Source organism: Streptomyces sp. NPDC005648 (assembly GCF_040605395.1).
Taxonomy (GTDB): domain Bacteria; phylum Actinomycetota; class Actinomycetes; order Streptomycetales; family Streptomycetaceae; genus Streptomyces.
In genome coordinates, this window is the sequence record NZ_JBEXCS010000102.1 from 17,599 (window position 1) to 35,102 (window position 17,504).

Annotated in this window: 19 protein-coding genes; 7 read left to right on the forward strand and 12 right to left on the reverse strand. The window is 72.0% G+C overall.

All coding sequences use genetic code 11. The features are described from left to right. Positions 1-61 precede the first annotated feature (61 nt). From ABZT17_RS37905 to sigE, 5 genes are all read right to left on the reverse strand, one after another. The gene (locus ABZT17_RS37905; RefSeq protein WP_356356084.1) at positions 62-730 is read right to left on the reverse strand and encodes a hypothetical protein; all 669 of its coding nucleotides are present in this window, start codon (positions 728-730) and stop codon (positions 62-64) included. A 258-nt stretch (positions 731-988) separates the two neighbouring features. Beyond that, the gene (locus ABZT17_RS37910; protein ID WP_356356085.1) at positions 989-1,432 is read right to left on the reverse strand and encodes a sec-independent translocase; all 444 of its coding nucleotides are present in this window, start codon (positions 1,430-1,432) and stop codon (positions 989-991) included. A gap of 171 nt (positions 1,433-1,603) precedes the next feature. Continuing rightward, positions 1,604-3,262: a trypsin-like peptidase domain-containing protein gene (locus ABZT17_RS37915; RefSeq protein ID WP_356356110.1), complete on the reverse strand. Its 1,659-nt coding sequence runs from the start codon at positions 3,260-3,262 to the stop codon at positions 1,604-1,606. A 655-nt stretch (positions 3,263-3,917) separates the two neighbouring features. Further along, a complete protein-coding gene (locus ABZT17_RS37920) occupies positions 3,918-4,922 on the reverse strand; it encodes a zf-HC2 domain-containing protein (protein ID WP_356356087.1) in 1,005 nt (334 codons plus the stop codon). After that, positions 4,919-5,614 carry an RNA polymerase sigma factor SigE gene (gene sigE, locus ABZT17_RS37925; RefSeq protein WP_356356089.1) on the reverse strand — a complete coding sequence of 232 codons (696 nt, stop codon included), beginning with the start codon at positions 5,612-5,614 and terminating at the stop codon, positions 4,919-4,921. The genes ABZT17_RS37920 and sigE overlap by 4 nt, the downstream gene beginning before the upstream one ends. 238 nt (positions 5,615-5,852) lie before the next feature. Between sigE and ABZT17_RS37930 the strand changes: the two genes are divergently transcribed. Further along, positions 5,853-6,551: an O-methyltransferase gene (locus tag ABZT17_RS37930; RefSeq protein WP_356356112.1), complete on the forward strand. Its 699-nt coding sequence runs from the start codon at positions 5,853-5,855 to the stop codon at positions 6,549-6,551. A 114-nt stretch (positions 6,552-6,665) separates the two neighbouring features. Here ABZT17_RS37930 and ABZT17_RS37935 read toward each other — a convergent pair whose 3' ends face one another. After that, positions 6,666-6,833 (reverse strand): DUF3117 domain-containing protein, encoded by a 168-nt coding sequence (locus tag ABZT17_RS37935; protein ID WP_003966491.1) that lies wholly within the window; start codon positions 6,831-6,833, stop codon positions 6,666-6,668. A gap of 372 nt (positions 6,834-7,205) precedes the next feature. On the opposite strand from ABZT17_RS37935, the gene ABZT17_RS37940 reads away from it, so the two are divergent. Next, positions 7,206-8,009: an enoyl-CoA hydratase-related protein gene (locus ABZT17_RS37940; RefSeq protein ID WP_356356091.1), complete on the forward strand. Its 804-nt coding sequence runs from the start codon at positions 7,206-7,208 to the stop codon at positions 8,007-8,009. A gap of 34 nt (positions 8,010-8,043) precedes the next feature. Here the strand turns inward: ABZT17_RS37940 and ABZT17_RS37945 are convergent, their stop codons facing one another. After that, positions 8,044-8,625: a DNA-3-methyladenine glycosylase I gene (locus tag ABZT17_RS37945; protein WP_356356093.1), complete on the reverse strand. Its 582-nt coding sequence runs from the start codon at positions 8,623-8,625 to the stop codon at positions 8,044-8,046. After that, entirely contained in the window at positions 8,622-8,996 is a 375-nt protein-coding gene (locus tag ABZT17_RS37950) for a DivIVA domain-containing protein (RefSeq protein ID WP_356356114.1), read from the reverse strand. The genes ABZT17_RS37945 and ABZT17_RS37950 overlap by 4 nt, the downstream gene beginning before the upstream one ends. 153 nt (positions 8,997-9,149) lie before the next feature. Here ABZT17_RS37950 and folP point away from each other — a divergent pair, with 153 nt between their 5' ends. After that, positions 9,150-10,010, forward strand: coding sequence for a dihydropteroate synthase (folP, locus tag ABZT17_RS37955; protein ID WP_356356095.1), 861 nt, complete (start codon positions 9,150-9,152; stop codon positions 10,008-10,010). Positions 10,011-10,031: 21 nt separating this feature from the next. Here the strand turns inward: folP and ABZT17_RS37960 are convergent, their stop codons facing one another. Both ABZT17_RS37960 and dapE read right to left on the reverse strand, forming a co-directional pair. Beyond that, positions 10,032-10,790, reverse strand: a complete 759-nt coding sequence (locus tag ABZT17_RS37960) for a TIGR00730 family Rossman fold protein (RefSeq protein ID WP_356356097.1) — start codon at positions 10,788-10,790, stop codon at positions 10,032-10,034. 68 nt (positions 10,791-10,858) lie between these two features. Beyond that, positions 10,859-11,938 carry a succinyl-diaminopimelate desuccinylase gene (gene dapE, locus ABZT17_RS37965; RefSeq protein WP_356356099.1) on the reverse strand — a complete coding sequence of 360 codons (1,080 nt, stop codon included), beginning with the start codon at positions 11,936-11,938 and terminating at the stop codon, positions 10,859-10,861. An 86-nt stretch (positions 11,939-12,024) separates the two neighbouring features. On the opposite strand from dapE, the gene ABZT17_RS37970 reads away from it, so the two are divergent. Together ABZT17_RS37970 and ABZT17_RS37975 are read left to right on the forward strand one after the other, a co-directional pair. After that, a complete protein-coding gene (locus ABZT17_RS37970) occupies positions 12,025-12,990 on the forward strand; it encodes a heavy metal transporter (protein WP_356356101.1) in 966 nt (321 codons plus the stop codon). Between the two features lie 286 nt (positions 12,991-13,276). Then, entirely contained in the window at positions 13,277-13,729 is a 453-nt protein-coding gene (locus tag ABZT17_RS37975) for an ATP-binding protein (RefSeq protein WP_356356102.1), read from the forward strand. A gap of 56 nt (positions 13,730-13,785) precedes the next feature. Here ABZT17_RS37975 and ABZT17_RS37980 read toward each other — a convergent pair whose 3' ends face one another. Further along, positions 13,786-14,880: a bifunctional succinyldiaminopimelate transaminase/glutamate-prephenate aminotransferase gene (locus ABZT17_RS37980; protein WP_356356103.1), complete on the reverse strand. Its 1,095-nt coding sequence runs from the start codon at positions 14,878-14,880 to the stop codon at positions 13,786-13,788. 122 nt (positions 14,881-15,002) lie between these two features. Further along, positions 15,003-15,320 carry a ferredoxin gene (fdxA, locus tag ABZT17_RS37985; RefSeq protein ID WP_004926152.1) on the reverse strand — a complete coding sequence of 106 codons (318 nt, stop codon included), beginning with the start codon at positions 15,318-15,320 and terminating at the stop codon, positions 15,003-15,005. Between the two features lie 140 nt (positions 15,321-15,460). Between fdxA and ABZT17_RS37990 the strand changes: the two genes are divergently transcribed. Both ABZT17_RS37990 and ABZT17_RS37995 read left to right on the forward strand, forming a co-directional pair. After that, positions 15,461-16,483 carry a GNAT family N-acetyltransferase gene (locus tag ABZT17_RS37990; RefSeq protein ID WP_356356106.1) on the forward strand — a complete coding sequence of 341 codons (1,023 nt, stop codon included), beginning with the start codon at positions 15,461-15,463 and terminating at the stop codon, positions 16,481-16,483. A 30-nt stretch (positions 16,484-16,513) separates the two neighbouring features. Continuing rightward, entirely contained in the window at positions 16,514-17,413 is a 900-nt protein-coding gene (locus ABZT17_RS37995; protein ID WP_356356108.1) for a transglutaminase-like domain-containing protein, read from the forward strand. The last annotated feature ends 91 nt before the right edge of the window (positions 17,414-17,504 follow it).

The window sequence follows — 17,504 nt, forward strand, 5'->3', positions numbered from 1 at the left end:
ACGACGGTGGGGCGCCATCCGGTGGGATGGTGCCCCTCTGTCGTCGTGGGGCACGGGGTCGTCAGGCGTACTCGCCGATGTCCTTGATCATCGCGAAGCCGAGCCCGTACGCGCTCATCCCTCTTCCGTACGCCCCCAGGTGCACCCCTTCCGGGGTGGAGCCGGCGAGCACCCAGCCGAACTCGGACTCCCGGTAGTGGAAGGGCGTGGGCACGCCGTCCACGGGGAGCGAGAGCGTGGACCACTCGGGCCCGGCCAGGTCGTCGGCCAGCGCCCACGCGGTCTCCGTCTGCTGCTCCAGCCAGTCGTCGCGCAGGGAGTGGTCCATCTGCCCGGGCCAGGTGAAGGACAGCAGCCCGACCCCCGCGAGCCACGCCGCGGAGGAGACCGAGGTGGCCTCCAGCAGCCCCGTACCGTCGGCGCTCCGGCGGGACGGGCTCTCGGCGACGGTCACGACGACCGCGAACTTCTCCCTCGGCTCACCGGTGGAGCCGACCGCGTACTCGTTCTTCACGGAGGGCTCGTCGCCGTGCCCGACGGACCCGTGCTCGACGGCACCGTCGGCCGCCGTTCCGACCTGCATCAGCCAGCGTGGCCCCGTGAAGGCCTCGTCGAGGCCGTACCACGGGAAGGGCGCCTGCAGGTAACCGTCGACCGTGCGCCGGGCGGAGGGAACCTGTTGTCCACCCTCCGCGGCCGGCGCCTGCGCGACCTGACTCGTCGTCTCCATGTGCCCGGACGCCTCCTCGCTCTCGTCGGACCGGAGGGCCCGCCCCCCTTCGGGCGGCGCTACTCGTCGAAGTACGGTCCGCGCAACAACAGGGCAGCATAACCACCCCGCTCCGAGCAGCAGGGAAACCGCCCGGCGCGTGGGTCGCACAGGGGGGCGGGTTCAGGCCGTGCGGGGGCGCGGCGAGGTATGAAACGCGTCACGTACGAGGACTGTGCGACGGGTCCACGCCGGTATCGGGGCCGGAGGCCCTACGGCTCAGGTGGCGTCCGCGTCGAAGGGCGGCCGGTCGTCGTCCTCGGGCTTCTTGGTCATGTCGACGCGGCCGCCGGAGGCGCCGGACGACGAAGACGGGGAAGACGACGCGGAGGGCGAGGTGTCGGTGCTGTGGACCGCGTCGGTGACCTCGGCCATCTCCTTCTTCAGGTCGAAGCCGTTGCGGATCTCCTTGAGCCCCAGTTCGTCGTTGTCCAGCTGCTTGCGGATGAACGTCTTGGGGTTGAGGTCCTCGAACTCGAAGTCCTTGAACTCCGGGCCGAGCTCCGACCGGATGTCCTGCTTGGCGCTCTCCGAGAACTCCCGGATCTTGCGGATGGTCCGCGTGACGTCCTGGATGACCTTCGGGAGCTTGTCCGGACCGAAGACGAGCACGGCAAGGACAACGAGCGTCACCAGCTCGAGCGGTCCTATGTCATTGAACACCTGAAGCTCCTTGTGGTCCGGGCCGGAACCACGGTACCCGGCGATCCGGCACGACCGGTACTGTCCCGTGGACTCCGGGTCCGTCCGCGTGAGCGGTTTTGTGGGTTTTTTGCCTAGTGGGAGCCGGGGTGAACGGGTGGAGGGGCCGGTTCTGTGAGATTGGTGTGAGTATCAGCCACCGTCGGACGACCCCAGCACCAGCGAGATCCCGAGTTCCTTGCCGCCGCGCTCCACGGTCAGCTCCAGCCGGTCGCCGGGGCGGTGGGCGCGGGTCTTGACGATGAGTTCCTCGCCGGAGTGCACCCGCTGGCCGTCGACCTCGGTGATGATGTCACCCGCCTTGATGCCTGCCTTGTCGCCGGGGCCGCCCGCGGTGACGGCGGGACCGCCGTCGGAGGCCTGCTTGCCCACGCGGGCGCCGTCGCCGGTGTAGTCCATGTCGAGGGTGACGCCGATGACGGGGTGGGTGGCCTTGCCGGTGTTGATGAGCTCCTCGGCGACGCGCTTGGCCTGGTTGACGGGGATGGCGAAGCCCAGCCCGATCGAACCGGCCTGTCCGCTGCCGGAGTCCGAGCCGTCGTCGGCGGAGCGGATGGCGGAGTTGATGCCGATGACACGGGCCCGGGAGTCGAGAAGGGGCCCGCCGGAGTTGCCGGGATTGATGGGGGCGTCGGTCTGCAGGGCGTCCACGTACGACACATCGCTCCCGTCCGGGCTGTCGCCGCCGGCGGTGATGGGCCGTTCCTTGGCGCTGATGATGCCGGAGGTGACGGTGCCGGCCAGGTCGAAGGGCGCGCCGATGGCGACAACGGGGTCGCCGACCTGGACGTTGTCGGAGTTGCCGAGGGCCATGGGCCTCAGGCCCCGTACACCGCTCACCTTCACGACGGCGAGGTCGTATCCGCTGTCCCTGCCGACCACGGTGGCCTTGGCGGTGTCGCCGCTGTTGAAGGTGACGGATATCGTCCCGCCGGTCCCGGCGGGTTCCACGACGTGGTTGTTGGTGAGGATGTGCCCGGCGTCGTCCAGCACGAACCCGGTGCCGGTCCCGGACTCGTCGGCCCCGCTCACATGGAGGGTCACCACACTGGGCAGCGCCCGCGCGGCGATCCCGGCCACACTGTCCGGCGCTCGCCCACGGGGCTCCTTCCCGGCCTGCGGCAGCTCTACGGCCCCCACACCGCCGTTCCGCTCCAGATACGCCCCCAGGACACCGCCGACGCTCCCGGACACCAGAGCGAGCGCCACAGCCCCGATGAGAAGGGCTCCGCGGACGCGCCGACGGGGCTGGTCCGGGACGACGACGACCGAGCCGGTCTGCTGGAAGGGGGCGGGGGCGAGAGACGGCGACAGGGCCGGGGGCGAGGCCCAGGGGTCGTAGTTCTGCCAGGGCGTGGAGAGGGCGGGGCTCCCGACGGGAGCGGCCGCGGCGGCGGAGGTGGGGGCGCTCTGGGACGTGGCCCCCGTCTGCGTCGGGATGTCGGCGGACGGCACGGGGTCGGCCGGGGCCGGGGTGCTGAGCGGCGGCGGGGGCTGCGTGGGGATGGCCGTGCCCTGGGCCGGGGTGGCCGCGGGGTGCTGGACGGGTGGAGCGGGGGCCCAGGGGCCGGGCTCGCCGTACGGCGGGGTGCTGTAGGGGTCGGGGTCGTGCAGGGGCGTGGGGGACGCGGACGCCGAGGCGACGTCGGTCCGCAGCACAAGCGTCTCGGCGGGCGGCCCCAGCTCGAAGTCCCCGTCACCGGAGCCGCCAGCCCCACCGGAGCGCACGCCGACCCCGGCACCCGCCTCCCCCTCCAAGCCACCCCCGGGCACCTCGACGGGCCGCTCCAACTCGAAATCACCGTCACCGGAGCCGCCAGCCCCACCGGAGCGCACGCCGACCCCGGCACCCGCCTCCCCCTCCAAGCCACCCCCGGGCACCTCAACGGGCCGCTCCAACTCGAAATCACCGTCACGGGAGCCGGCGGACCCCTCGGAAAGCCCGCCGCCGGCGGCACCCGCCTCCCCCTCCAAGCCACCCCCGGGCACCTCGACGGGCCGGTTCGGCTCGAAGTCGTGCTCGCCGCGTGGGTCCTTCGCCCCTCGGGGGTGGGGCACGCTCTGTGGGCGCTGCAGTTCGAAGTCACCGTCGCCGTCCGCAGCGGCGGCAGCGGCGGCGGCTGTGCCACTGTCCGGTATCGGTCGCGGCAGCTCGAAGTCGCCGTCGGCACGGCCATCGGCCGCCGGGAGCGGTTCTACGACGTCCAGGGGTCCGGGCACCTCGTCCGGACCCCCCGGCGCCACCGCCGCGCCGGCCTCCCCGGTGTCGCCATGGTCCTGTCGGCCCCCGCGGCTCCACCACTTCGGCTTCGTGGGCTTCCCCTCGTTCATGCTCTCCCCACAGCTGACCCGCGGCGCGGCCCGCGGGCCGCGGTGTGTCCTCCGTGCTCGGCCGGCTGCCGTGGGCACGGTTCACCCTGGATTCAACCAGGTTCGCGGGGCGGGGTCAGCGCTCGGAGGGCGAGGAGGAAGCGGGAGCGGAGGTCGTGTCGGGGACGGGTGCGGCGAGGACGCCGGGAGCCGTGACCTCGGGCGCCGAGGACCAGGTGGTCAGCGTCAGCGGCGTGGTCGCGGTGAGGGGACGTATCAGGGGAGACATCACGGCCGCGCCGGCCATCACCGGGGCGGTCAGCGTGTGCATGGTCTGGACGGACTGGTCGACGGTGGCCGGGCGCGGCACCCCGGGCAGCAGCGGCGCGGACACCTCGGTCGGGGCCACCGGGGCGTCGCCGAGGGAGTGCTGGCCCTGGCCCTGGGCCAGAAGCGGGCCGACCCCACGGCGCCGTTGGTTCTCGGGCGCCGTGGCGGCCCCCGAGGCCGGTGTGCGGGCAGGCGTGACATTGCTGCCGGCGCCGGTGCCACGCGCGTCGGCGGTGGTGTCCGTGGGCGTACCTGTCGTGACCCCGCCCAGGGCGATCGCGGCCAGGGACACCGCTCCCGCGGCGACGAACGCGAACCGCATGCCGCGCGAGGCCGGGCGGTCGCCGTCGTGACGGCTGACGTCGTGGATGCGGAAGCCCTGGTCGCCCGGGCCGGGGAGAGCCGGGGCGGCGTGCGGGCCGGCCGGGACGTAGTCGAACTCGAAGCGTTCGCCGCGCTTCAGGCCGAAGACGCCGGTGACTCCGGTGGCTCCGGGGCGTCCGGAGAGTCCCCCGAGTCCTCCCCCGCCGAACGGCGAGCCATCGCCGTCCGGGTCACCTCCGCCGGGAAGCCCCTGGAGCCGGGCCAGGAAGCTCTCGGAGGGCGGCGGTGGGGCGGCTTCCGCGAAGACGTTCTTCAGCCGGCGCTGGGCGTCCGCCTCCGCCTTGCACTTGGCGCAGGTCGCCAGGTGGGCGAGGACCCGCTCGCGCGTCTCATGACCGAGCTCTCCGTCCACCAGGGCGGAGAGTCGGTCTCCCAGGTGCTGTTCGGCCAGGCGCCGTTCCTGCGGGTTGGGTCGTGATCCACTCACGCGGTCGCGCCCCCTCCCCCCAGAGCGGGGACGCGGGGCACGAAGGACCGGCGCTCACGGGTCTGGGGCGCCCGGTGCGCGAGGGCCTTGCGCAACTGGGAGCGGCCGCGGTGGATCCGGGAGCGGACGGTGCCGAGCTTGACGCCCAGGGTCGCGGCGATCTCCTCGTACGACAGTCCCTCGATGTCGCACAGGACGACCGCGGCACGGAACTCGGGCGCGAGGGTGTCGAGGGCCTGCTGGACGTCCGCGTCGAAGTGCGCGTCGTTGAAGACCTGCTGCGGGGACGGCTCGCGGCTGGGCAGGCGCTCGGCCGCGTCCTCGCCGAGGGCGTCGAAGCGGATGCGCTGCTTGCGGCGGACCATGTCCAGGAAGAGGTTGGTGGTGATGCGGTGCAGCCAGCCCTCGAAGGTGCCCGGGGTGTACGTCGACAACGAGCGGAAGACGCGGACGAAGACCTCCTGGGTGAGGTCCTCGGCGTCGTGCTGGTTGCCGGTGAGGCGGTACGCCAGCCGGTAGACGCGGCCACTGTGCATGCTGACGATCTCCTCCCACGTGGGCGGAGTCCACGCCTGCCCGTCCGCGTCGGTGGAGAAGGTCGCGGTCTGGCCCTGGTGGGCGTGGCTGTGGTCAGCAGCGGTGTCGTTCACGGATTTCGGCCTGCCCGCCGATCCGAGGAAGCGCCGGAGCACTCCTCCCCGATCCCCGTTGGGCGTGGCCGCACCTCCCCTGTCAGCTCTGGTGGTGTCCAGTGGAGCCCCTACCATAGCCACCTCGCCCGTTAGGACCGGATAAGCGGTTTTACGAGAATTTGATCTGGGCTGATACCCGTCGTGCCGCTGCGTCCGCGGCCGCTCGGGCGCCCACCCGTCGTCGTGATCCAACTGTGTCCCCCCGTTGTCGTCTCCACCCCTCTAAACGCCCGGTCCCATCTGCGGGTTCCCGGCGCCAACGGATACAGTCACGCCCAGGCAACCACGGGGACAGGAGAGGGTCATTACCGGCAACCGGCAGGCAAGCTGGGCGTTCGCCGACGCCTATGCCGCCGAGGACGAAGCGCTGCGCTGGGCCCGTGACCGGGCCCGAGAGGCGGGGCTGCGCTCGGTGTCGCCCGGCACGGGCTACGCGCTGCGGTTGCTGGCGGCCTCGGTGGACGCCAAGGCGGTGGCCGAGATCGGCACCGGCACCGGTGTCTCCGGCATCCACCTCCTGCACGGCATGCGCCCGGACGGGGTCCTCACCACCGTCGACCCCGAGCCCGAGCACCAGCAGTTCGCCCGCCAGGCCGTCCGCGCCTCCGGCTTCGCCAGCAACCGCGCCCGCTTCATCCCGGGCCGCGCGCTGGACGTGCTGCCCCGGCTCGCGGACGCCGGCTACGACCTGGTCTTCTGCGACGGCGATCGGCAGGAGGTCATGGACTATCTCGCTGAATCGTTGCGCCTGCTGCGTCCGGGTGGTCTGGTCGTCTTCGAGGGCGTCTTCGCCAACGGCCGCACGGTCGACTCGGGCCCGCAGCCCACGGAGGTCCTGCGGCTGCGGGAGCTGCTGCGCGCGGTGCGGGAGAGCCAGGAACTGGTGCCGTCCCTGCTTCCGGTGGGCGACGGACTGCTGTGCGGGGTCAAGCGGTAGCGGTGGGAGACCGCACGGAGACCGGGAGGAACCGTGACCCCGGCACCCGGAAAACAGCAACCCCGGCATCATGTGGATGCCGGGGGAGCTGAAAGGGTATGGTCGCGTTCCGCGTCAGCCGACGACCTTCTTGAGGGCGTCGCCGAGCGCGTCGGCCTCGTCAGGGGTCAGCTCGACGACGAGCCGACCGCCGCCTTCGAGCGGAACGCGCATGACGATGCCCCGCCCCTCCTTGGTCACCTCGAGCGGGCCATCACCCGTTCGCGGCTTCATGGCCGCCATGCTCGTTCCCCTTCCTGAAACCAGCTCATCGCCAAAGCCGACGGCCCTGGAGGGCACGCGCGGTCCAGGCGTGGGACTTGGACACGCGACACCGGCATCGAACACATTGCTTCCAAGCCATTATCCCGCATCTCAGGACCCGATGACCAACATCAGTCGGCATCGCTTGGGCAACGCGCGCGAGCAAAACCACTCAATTCGGCGATGTGACTGCGATACTGCGCCACCCCGCGGAGTTCCCCCGGCCGAAAACCGCGTCGGATTCTTTGACGCAGGTCACACGTCCACCGGGGTCCGTCTCCGCCATGCTGTCCTACGGACAGGGGCGTACCCGCCGGTACGCCCGGACCGCGACTGCGGAGGGGACACACCATGGCCGACACCGTGCTCTACGAGGTGAGCGACGGACTCGCGACGATCACGCTGAACCGCCCCGAGGCGATGAACGCGTTGAACATCGCGACGAAGGTGGCTCTGCGGGAGGCGGTCGAGTCGGCGGCCGGTGACGACGCCGTACGGGCCGTGCTGCTGACCGCCGCCGGGGAGCGGGCGTTCTGTGTGGGGCAGGACCTGAAGGAGCACATCGGGCTGCTGGTGTCCGACCGGGAGACCGGGACGTCGCACACGATGAGCACGGTCAAGGAGCACTACAACCCGATCGTGCGGGCCCTGGCCGGGATGCGGAAGCCGGTGGTGGCCGGGGTGAACGGGGTCGCGGCGGGAGCCGGATTCGGGCTCGCGCTCGCCGCGGACTACCGGGTGGTGGCGGACACGGCGTCCTTCAACACGTCGTTCGCGAAGGTCGCGCTGACCGCGGACTCCGGGATCTCCTGGACGCTGCCGCGGGTGGTGGGCGCGGGGCGCGCCACCGACCTGCTGCTCTTCCCCCGGAGCATCTCGGCTCAGGAGGCCCAGGAGATCGGCATCGTGAACCGGCTCGTGCCGTCGGCCGAGCTGCGGGACGAGGCGCTGAAGGTGGCCCGGGCCCTGGCGGAGGGGCCGACCGTGGCCTATGCGGCGATCAAGGAGGCTGTGGGCTACGGGTTCACGCACTCCTTGTCCGAGACGCTGGACAAGGAGGACGAGCTGCAGACCCGCGCGGGGTCGTCGGAGGACCACGTCATCGCCGTGCAGGCGTTCGTGAACAAGGAGAAGCCGAAGTACCTGGGCCGATGAGCCTTGGGCCGATGAGCCCGGGGCCGAGCGCCGTCTAGGAGCCTCTTCTGCTCACACAGGCTTCCAGGTGGTCGTCGACCAGGCCACAGGCCTGCATCAGGGCGTACGCCGTCGTCGGGCCGACGAAGCGCAGGCCCCGCTTCTTGAGGGCCTTCGACAGGGCCGTCGACTCGGGTGTCACCGCCGGGACGTCTCCGAGGGTCTTCGGGGCCGGGCCCGGTGGTGGGGTGTAGGACCAGATGAAGGCGTCCAGCTCGCCCGGGACCCACTTGGCCAGCACGCGCGCGTTGGCCAGGGTCGCGTCGATCTTGGCCCGGTTGCGGATGATGCCGGGGTCGGTGAGGAGGCGGGCCCGGTCGGGTTCGGTGAACTCGGCGACCTTCTCGATCTTGAAGTCGGCGAAGGCGGCCCGGAAGCCGGGGCGGCGGCGGAGGATCGTGATCCAGGAGAGGCCCGACTGGAAGGCTTCGAGGCTGAGGCGCTCGTAGAGGGCGTCGTCGCCGTGGACCGGGCGGCCCCACTCCTCGTCGTGGTAGGCCACATAGTCCTCGGTGGACAGGGCCCAGGGGCAGCGCGGGGCGCCGTCCGGGCCCGGGATCGCGCCTTTGTCGGTCACTGCTGGTCCTCGTGGCCGTGGGCGGGCTTGTCCAGGGGGATGTGCGGGGCGTGGGAGCCGTGGGGGGCCGCCGACCGGGCGCCGGCCAGCGCCGACTCGAGATCGGCGATACGGGCGTCGCGCTCGGCGAGTTCGGCGGCGAGACGGTTGAGCGCGTCGTCGACATCGGCCATGCGGTAGCCGCGCGCGGCGAGCGGGAAGCGGAGGGCGTCCACGTCCGCCCTGCCCACCGGGCGGTCCGGTGGCAGGGGGTCCTGGAGCCGCTCGGGGGCCACCTCGGGCAGCGGGCCCTCGCCCTCTCCGCCGCCCACCACGGCCAGGGTGACCGCGGCGACCACGACGGCGAGAGCGACGACGAGGAACAAGAACATAACCATCGCTGTGGTCCCCACGCTCGGTGTCAGGAAGCTCGTGCTGATGCTGGAAGTGTCAGGTCCGATCGTGCCATGCGAGTCTGACGGTTAGGGTCACAGGCGGCCGAAAGGCCTCGGACACCCAGGTCGTACTACGAGAGGTCACAGGGGATGCTCAGGCTGGGCAGGCGCGCGTTCGAGGCGCACGAGCCGGTGATCATGGCGATCGTGAACCGGACCCCGGACTCCTTCTACGACCAGGGGGCGACCTTCCGCGACGAACCCGCCCTCGCGCGCGTGGAGCAGGCGGTGGCCGACGGCGCCGCGATCATCGACATCGGCGGGGTCAAGGCGGGACCGGGCGAGGAGGTGACCGCCGAGGAGGAGGCGCGGCGGACCGTGGGGTTCGTGGCGGAGGTGCGCCGGCGGTTCCCGGAGGTCGTCATCAGCGTCGACACCTGGCGGGCGTCGGTCGGGGAGGCCGTCTGCGAGGCCGGCGCCGACCTGCTGAACGACGCCTGGGGCGGGGTGGACCCGGGGCTGGCGGAGGTCGCGGCCCGGTACGGGGTGGGCCTGGTGTGCACGCACGCGGGGGGCGCGGAGCCGCGGACACGTCCTCATCGGGTGGCGTACGACGACGTCATGGACGACGTTCTGCGGGTGACCGTGGGGCTGGCCGAGCGGGCGGTGGCGCTCGGGGTGCCCAGGGAGTCCGTGATGATCGATCCCGGGCACGACTTCGGGAAGAACACCCGGCACAGTCTGGAGGCGACCCGGCGGCTCGGTGAGATGGTCGCGACCGGGTGGCCGGTGCTGGTGTCGCTGTCCAACAAGGACTTCGTCGGGGAGACGCTGGACAAGCCCGTGAAGGAGCGGGTCGTCGGGACGCTCGCCACGACCGCGGTCTCCGCGTGGCTGGGCGCGCAGGTGTACCGGGTCCACGAGGTCGCGGAGACCCGGCAGGTGCTCGACATGGTGGCGTCGATCGCGGGGCACCGGCCCCCGGCGGTCGCCCGCCGGGGACTCGCCTAGCCCGTCGGCCCGGCGGGCGGCCTAGCGGGCGGCCTCCTTGGAGACCAGGGCGACCGCCTCGTCCACGTCGTCCGTGACGTGGAACAGGAGGAGGTCCTTCTCCGCCGCCTTGCCCTGCGCGACCAGGGTGTTCTTGATCCAGTCGACCAGTCCGCCCCAGTACTCGCTGCCGAACAGGACGATCGGGAAGCGGGTGACCTTCTGGGTCTGGACGAGGGTCAGCGCCTCGAAGAGTTCGTCGAGGGTGCCGAGGCCGCCGGGCAGGACCACGAAGCCCTGCGCGTACTTGACGAACATCATCTTGCGGACGAAGAAGTAGCGGAAGTTCAGGCCGATGTCGACATAGGGGTTGAGGCCCTGTTCGAAGGGCAGCTCGATGCCCAGGCCGACCGAGACGCCCTTGGCCTCCACCGCGCCCTTGTTGGCGGCTTCCATGGCGCCGGGCCCGCCGCCGGTGATCACCGCCCAGCCGGCCTCCACCAGGCCGCGGCCGAGCCGCACTCCCGCCTCGTACTCCGGCGAGTCCGGCTTGGTGCGCGCCGAGCCGAACACGCTGATCGCGGGCGGGAGTTCGGCGAGGGTACCGAAGCCCTCGATGAACTCCGACTGGATGCGCAGGACGCGCCAGGGGTCGGTGTGGACCCAGTCGGAGGGGCCGCCGGCGTCCAGCAGCCGCTGGTCCGTCGTGCTGGCCGTCACCTGGTTCCGCCGCCGGAGGACCGGTCCCAGGCGCTGCTCCTCCGGTGGCTGCTTCTTGCCCTCGGGGTTCCCGGTAGCCATGTGCGCTCCCTCCGCTTGCAGGTGTTTCCACCTCAGCGTAGATCTACGCGGGTTACGGACGAGGGACCTCAGCGTGTCAGCCAGTTGCGCAGGCGCTCCTCGCCCGCCAGGATCTTCCCGGTTTCCACCCGTTCGTCCCGCTTGTGTGCCAAGTGCGGGTTGCCGGGGCCGTAGTTGACCGCCGGGACACCGAGGGACGAGAAGCGCGAGACGTCCGTCCAGCCGTACTTCGGCATCGGGACACCGCCCACCGCCTCGATGAACGCCGCCGCGGCCGGGTGGGACAGACCCGGCAGCGCGCCGGGGCTGTGGTCGTCGACCACGAACTCCGCCACCCCGCAGTCCGCGAAGACCTCGCGGACGTGCGCGATCGCCTCCGCCTCCGTGCGGTCGGGCGCGTAGCGGAAGTTGACGGTCACCACGCAGTCGTCGGGGATGACGTTGCCCGCGACCCCGCCCTCGATCCCCACCGCGTTCAGGCCCTCCCGGTACTCCAGGCCGTCGATCACGGGGTAGCGCGGCTCGTACGCGGCCAGGCGGGCCAGGATCGGGGCGGCGGCGTGGATCGCGTTGGACCCCATCCAGCTCCGCGCCGAGTGCGCCCGCTCGCCCCTGGTCCTCAGCTTCACCCGCAGCGTGCCCTGGCAGCCGCCCTCCACCTGGCCGTCCGAGGGCTCCAGCAGGACCGCGAAGTCGCCCTCCAGCCACTCGGGGTGGGCCTCGGCGACATGCTTGAGGCCGTTGAGCTCGGCCCGGACCTCCTCGTTGTCGTAGAAGACGAAGGTCAGGTCGCGGTTGGGGGCGGGGACCGTGGCGGCGATACGGAGCTGGACCGCCACGCCGGACTTCATGTCGCAGGTGCCGCAGCCCCACAGCACCCCGTCCTCGTCCAGGCGCGAGGGCACGTTCTGGGCGATCGGGACCGTGTCGATGTGCCCGGCGAGGATCACCCGCTCCGGACGCCCGAGGCTGGTACGGGCGACGACGTTGTTGCCGTACCGGTCGACGGTGAGGTGCGGCAGCGCGCGCAGGGCGGCCTCGACGGCGTCGGCGAGCGGCTTCTCGGTGCCGCTCTCGGAGGGGAAGTCGACGAGCCGCGCGGTGAGCTCGGCGGCGTTCAGGGAGAGGTCAAGTGCGCTGTCGGCCATGCCGTCGACCCTAACGCGCCGGTCGCACCGCTCCACCGTCCACACCCGGCACGAGGGTCACAGCGGCCTCGGCTACCTTGTACGGCGTGCCGGAGCCGTCATCCACCCTCAAGCGTCGTGGCCGCCTCTTCCGTATCGGGGCGGCGTTCGTGGTCCTGCTCGCCCTCGCGGGCTACCTCGTGGTGCAGTACGTCACCGGAGGCAACGGACCGGGCTGCAAGGTGGTCTCGGGCAAGCAGGACGGCGAGGCGTACGAGTTCACGCCCGAGCAGGCGGTGAACGCGGCGACCATCGCCGCCGTCGGCACCGGGCGCGGGATGCCCGAGCGGGCCGTGGCGATCGCGCTGGCGACCTCGCTGCAGGAGTCGGGGCTGCGCAACATCCAGCACGGCGACCGCGATTCGCTCGGCCTCTTCCAGCAGCGGCCCTCGCAGGGCTGGGGCAAGCCGCAGCAGATCCTGGACCCGACGTACGCGGCGGGCGTCTTCTACGAGCACCTGGCCAAGGTGCCCGACTACCAGAAGCTCCCGCTCACCGTGGCCGCGCAGCGCGTGCAGCGCAGCGGCTTCCCGGAGGCGTACGCCAAGCACGAGCCGGACGCCGCGCTGCTCGCCGCCGCCCTGACCGGCACCTCTCCGGCCACGCTGACCTGCCAGGGCCGCGTGGACGCCACGACGGTCCGGTCGGCGGGGCCGGACGCCGTGCGGGCCGCCCTGGTCCGGGACTTCGGGCGCGATGTGGTGCAGCCGGCCGGGGCCGAGGTGAGCGGCCGGAAGCCGAAGTCCTCGCCGTCCCCGTCCGTGAGCGCGTCGTCCGGATCGCGGACCGTCACGCTGCCCGTCACCGCCGTCAACCGCCCCGCCAAGGGGCGCACCGTCCGCGAGCGCGGCTGGCAGCTGGCGCACTGGGCCGTCGCCAACGCCACGGCCCTGCACATCGAGCGGGTCTCGTTCGGCGGGCAGGAGTGGATCGCCGGGAACACCGACAGCCGGTGGCGGACGGCCGGCGGTTCACCGGGCGGCGCCGCCGTCCGAATCGTCACTGGGCAGTAGTACGAGGGTTCACCCGGGCGGGTTAGCGGCGGGCCGGGAAATGCGTGCTGTGCGCAGGTTTTCGTGTCGTCACCTTCATATCCGCCGAAACCCTTGAGGACAAAGGGCCGTAAGGATTCGGCAGACTTTCGGACCGGGGGATTTTTGCCCTGTTTTATCCGCAGCCGATAATGCGACGCATTGCCAACTCTTTACTTTTCGGCTCCGCAACCTTCGCGGGCTTCGAGCGGTAGTCACTGCGTCCGAGCCCGGACGATCAACATTCAGTCGATCAATCAGGAGCATCATGTCCCTCCCCCTGACCCGTCGGATCGCCCGTGCCGCGCTGCTCGTCGCTGCGGGAGCGGCTGCCGGGGTAGGTGCGGCCGGCTCCGCGAGCGCGGCCACGAACGCCCTGCCCGCCACCCCCAACCTCGGCGGACTGACCGCCCTGGACGGGGCGAACGTCGGCAACACCGTCGACGGTGCGACGCAGAACGTCACCAAGGTGGCGGGGACCACCGGTGGCAAGACGGTGGAGAAGGCGGTGCCGGCCGCGGGGCAGACCAGCGGCCAGGCCGTGAAGAAGGCGACGCCCGCGGCGCAGAAGACCGCGGGCGAGGCCGCGGGGTCCGCCGGGGGGCTGCTCGGTGACACGGCCAAGTCCGCGACGAAGGGCGGGCTGCCGACGGACTCGCTGACGAGGGGCGGGCTGCCGTCCGCGCAGACGCTGCCCGTGAAGGGTCTGCCGGTCGGCTGACGCCACCGTCCGTCCCGAAGGGGCCCGGGGTCGATCCCGGGTCCCTTCCGCCGTTGTCAGGCCAGTCGCCCGGTTGCCGCTCGTACGCGTTCGTCGGTCGCCGTCAGTGCGACCCGTACGAACTTCTCCCCCGCCTCGCCGTAGAAGTCGCCCGGCGCCACGAGGATGCCCAGGCCGGCCAGATGGGCCACCGTGTCCCAGCAGGACTCGTCCCTCGTGGCCCACAGGTACAGGCTCGCCTCGCTGTGCTCGATGCGGAAGCCGTGGGACAGAAGGGCCTCGCGGAGGAGGGTGCGGCGGGCCGCGTACCGTTCGCGCTGCTCACGGACGTGGGTGTCGTCGCCCAGGGCCGCCACCACCGCGGCCTGGGTGGGCATGGACGTCATCATGCCGCCGTGCTTGCGGATCTCCAGGAGGGGGGCGAGGACGGCCGGGTCGCCCGCCAGGAAGGCGGCACGGTAGCCGGCCAGGTTGGACCGCTTGGAGAGGGAGTGGACGGCCACGATGCCGTCGTAGGAACCGCCGTTCACGTCCGGGTGGAGGACCGAGACCGGGTCGGCCTCCCAGCCCAGTTCGAGGTAGCACTCGTCGGAGAAGAGCAGGACGCCGTGTTCGCGGGCCCAGGCGACGACGCGGGTCAGCTCGGCCTTCGAGAGGACCTCGCCGGTGGGGTTGGACGGGGAGTTGAGCCAGAGCAGCTTCAGGCCCTCGGGGTCGAGGGCCGTCGGGTCGTCGTAGACCTCGTGGCCCGCGCGGGCCAGGCGGGCGCCCACCTCGTAGGTGGGGTAGGCCAGGCGCGGATGGGCGACCCGGTCGCCGGGGCCGAGGCCCAGCTGGGTCGGGAGCCAGGCGACGAGCTCCTTGGAGCCGACGATCGGCAGGACGTGGCGGTGGGTGACCTCGCGGGCGCCCAGCCGGCGCTCCAGCCAGCCGGTGATCGCGTCGCGCAGGGCCGGGGTGCCCCAGACCGTGGGGTAGCCCGGGGAGTCCGCCGCGTCGATCAGGGCCTTCTGGATCAGGTCGGGGACCGGGTCGACCGGGGTGCCGACGGAGAGGTCGACGATGCCGTCCGGGTGCGCGGCGGCCGTCTTCTTGTACGGCTCCAGCTTGTCCCAGGGGAAGGTGGGCAGACGGTCGGAGACTGCGGACACGGGGCTCTCGCTCACTTTCGGGTCGTACGGCCGTACGGCAACGCCTCGGTCCCGTACGGCGATCAAGGGCTGATCAGGCCGTACGGGACCGAGGCGGCACGGATGCTGCGGGCTCCGGGCCGTCAGGCCTGCGGGGGCAGCGCTGCGATGAAGGGGTGGTCCCGCTCGATCAGGCCCAGCTTGCTCGCGCCGCCCGGGGAGCCGAGCTCGTCGAAGAACTCGACGTTCGCCTTGTAGTAGTCCTTCCACTCCTCCGGAGTGTCGTCCTCGTAGAAGATCGCCTCGACCGGGCAGACCGGCTCACAGGCACCGCAGTCGACGCATTCGTCCGGGTGGATGTACAAGGACCGCTGGCCCTCGTAGATGCAGTCGACCGGGCACTCCTCGATGCACGCCTTGTCCTTGACGTCGACACAAGGCTGCGCAATGACGTAGGTCACGCTGTCGTTCCTCCTCGATAGGGCGCCGGCGGGCCTCCTCAGGCTCCGCCGCCTGGCGCGCGGGAGCGCGGCGTCGTCGATGCCCGCCCCTAGTATCTCCGTTCCTGGGCATGATCCGAACAGGAGGGGTGAACTGACCTGTGGAAATCTCGGCCGGTGGACGTCTCGAGGTCCGCATCACCGCTGCTGACGTGGGGAAACGGGTCTCCGTACGACGCACGACCGAAGGCGGAGTCCCGGGAGAGAAGTTCACCGACACGGTGGGTGTTCTCACATCATGGGACAACGGTGTGTTGCTGATCACACGCAAGAGCGGCGAGAGCGTCCGTATCCCGGAATCCTCGCTGGTCGCGGGGAAGGTGGTGCCGGCCGCTCCGGCCCGGCGCCGGGGTCCCGCCGCCTCCTACGAGGAGCTCGCGCGCGTCGCCACGCGCGCGTGGCGGCCGGTGGAGAGCGAGCCGCTGGGCGAGTGGGAGCTGAGGGCCTCCTCCGGCTTCACCCGGCGGGCGAACTCGGTGCTGCCCCTCGGTGACCCCGGCCTGCCGCTCGACGGGGCACTGGCCGCCGTACGACGCTGGTACGGCGACCGTGGGCTGCCCGCGTACGTCCAGACCGCGACCGGCGGCGCGGGCACCCAGGAGCCGCTCTGTGCCGAGCTGGAGCGGCGCGGCTGGATCCGTGAGGTGACGGCCGAGCTGTGGATCGGGGCGCTGGCGCCGATCGCGGACCGGGACGAGGGCGCCGGGGTCCTGCTGTCGCGGGAGGCCGACGAGGCGTGGCTCGCGCGGTACCGGCGCAAGGGGGTGAGCGAGGTGGCGTTGCGGGTGCTGGGGAGCGGGCCGTCGGTGTGGTTCGCGACCGTGCCGGGGGAAGGAGCGCCCGGAGCGGACTCCCCCGCCGCGATCGGGCGGTGTGTCGTGGACGGGCGGTGGGCCGGGTTCGCCGCGGTCGAGGTGGATCCGGCGGTGCGGCGGCGGGGCCTGGCCACGACCGTGATGGCCGCGCTGGCCCGGCGGGCGCTGGAGGAGGGTGCCTCGGCCGCGTGGCTGCAGGTCGAGGAGGAGAACGCGGGCGCGCGGGCGCTGTACGCCGGGATGGGCTTCGGCGCGCACCACGCGTACCACCACTACCGGGAACCGGCGGCCGTCGCCGGGGGCCGGTAACCGATCGCCGTGAGAGGGCACGACCCAGCTATGCGTCCCCCGTATCCCCCGCCCCCCGAGCGGTCCGCGGAGCTCCGGCAGCGGTTCGCCGAAGAGGCCCGCGCAGAGCGGCCCGACCTGTCCACGCTCTGTCTGCTGGTGGGCGCGGAGGCGGACGGGGCGCTGGACGAGGCGGGCATGGACGCGGCGCAGATGGAGCTGGACCGGCTGGCGGGACGGCTGCCGTTCCGGCCCGGCGGGCCGATGTCCTGGGCGAGGGCGATGCACCATCTGCTGGGCGCCGGGGAAGGGTTCAGCGGCTCCCCCGGCGACTACCAGCGGCTGGAGTCCTCGCTGCTGCACGAGGTGCTGCGGCGGCGGCGCGGGCTGCCGATCCTGCTGTCGGTGGTGTGGATGGAGGTCGCCCGCCGGGCGGGGGCGCCGGTGTACGGCGTCGCGCTGCCGGGGCACTTCGTGGTCGGGTTCGGTCCCGCCCGCCACCCGACCACCGCCCCTCAAGGAGCTTCGCTCAGTGATTTCTTCCAGCAGCAGGTGCTGGCCGATCCGTTCGACGGGGGGCGGGTGCTCAGCGGGGGCGACGCGGAGCTGCTGGTGGCGGGGGCCACGGGGGCGCCGCTGCATCCGTCGATGCTGACACCGGCGGATCCCCTGGACGTGGTGCAGCGGATCCTCAACAACGTGCGGGCGTGGGCCGCGGCTCGCCCCGAGCGGTCGGACGTGGGGCTGTGGGCGGTGGATCTGTCGCTGCTGCTGCCCTCGCACCCGGCCCGCCTGCGGTACGAGCGGGCCCAACTGCTGGTGCAGCGGGGCGAGTTCCTCGACGGGGCGGCCGAACTCGACGCGTACGCCGAGGTGGTGGCGGCCGTGGACGAACCCGCGGCACAACGCGTACGGCGACAGGCCCGGTCGGCGCGGGCCATGCTCAACTAGATGATCGATTCCAAGGGGTCAGTGATCGTAGGCGGTCAGTGAGCGGTAGATCGGCTCTCCGGTCTGGTCGTTGTGCCAGATGGCGGCGGTC